General features: G+C 74.1%; 1 protein-coding gene. It reads left to right on the top strand.

The window, feature by feature from the left end:
• On the top strand, nucleotides 1–772 hold a 772-nt coding region (locus IY392_RS18760; RefSeq protein ID WP_194862040.1), incomplete at its 5' end, for an arabinofuranosyltransferase.
• Nucleotides 773–817 lie beyond the last annotated feature (45 nt).

Below are 817 nucleotides of genomic sequence, written 5' to 3'. Positions count from 1 at the left end.
GCCCACGCCGGCGCGCTCACTCGTGCTGGCGCAGGCGCTGGGGCTGATGGTCCTCACGGTGTTCGGCTGGTACGCCCTGTCGGGCCTGAGGGCGGCCACCGGATCCACGCTGCTGCCGTTCCGGTTGATCCCGGCGATCACGCTGGCTCTCGCGCTCGCCGGTGTGGTGGGCTCGCTCGCCCTGGCCCGGTGGGCGGTGGCGACGTCGCCCGGGCACTCCCGCGGGCGGGTCGCCGCGGTGGCCGTGGTCGTGGCCGGCCTGGCCGCGGTCCAGATGGTGCAGCACGTCTCCGAGGAGGACTCGGCCTTCGCCGCCGCCGCCCGTGACACCGTCGCCGCGCCCACGCCGGTGATGGAGGCGATCGACGAGATGACCCCCGGGCGGGAGCCCTCCGATCTGGTGGTGCTCACCGCGGTCCCGACCGTCTATGCCTACCGCCCCTACTTCACCTTCCAGGCGCCCGCGCAGGCCTATGCCACCCCGGCCGGCCGGTACACCGAGAGGACGGACGAGATCCGCCGGTGGGCCACCGCCACCTCCCCGCGCGAACTGGCCGACGCGCTGGAGTCCGGACCCTTCCGCGGCCCGGATGTCCTGGTGCTCGCGCGGGAGGGCATCCGGACCTGGGGGTTGCCGGTGGCGATCAACGAGATGCCCCTGGCCCGGAACAACAGCCGGGAGACGATCCGGTTCTCCCCGGCTCAGTTCGCGGATCCGGAGTTGTTCGACGTCCGCGAGGTGGGATCGCGTGTGGTGATCGTGCGACGCTGACCGGCCGGGCCGTGGTTCAGGCGGGCGGCGGCTCAGGCGGGGCGC

The organism is Dietzia sp. SYD-A1, assembly GCF_015356725.1.
GTDB lineage: Bacteria > Actinomycetota > Actinomycetes > Mycobacteriales > Mycobacteriaceae > Dietzia.
The sequence above is the reverse complement of the archived record's forward strand: the minus strand, read 5'-3'. Positions and strand labels throughout refer to the sequence as shown.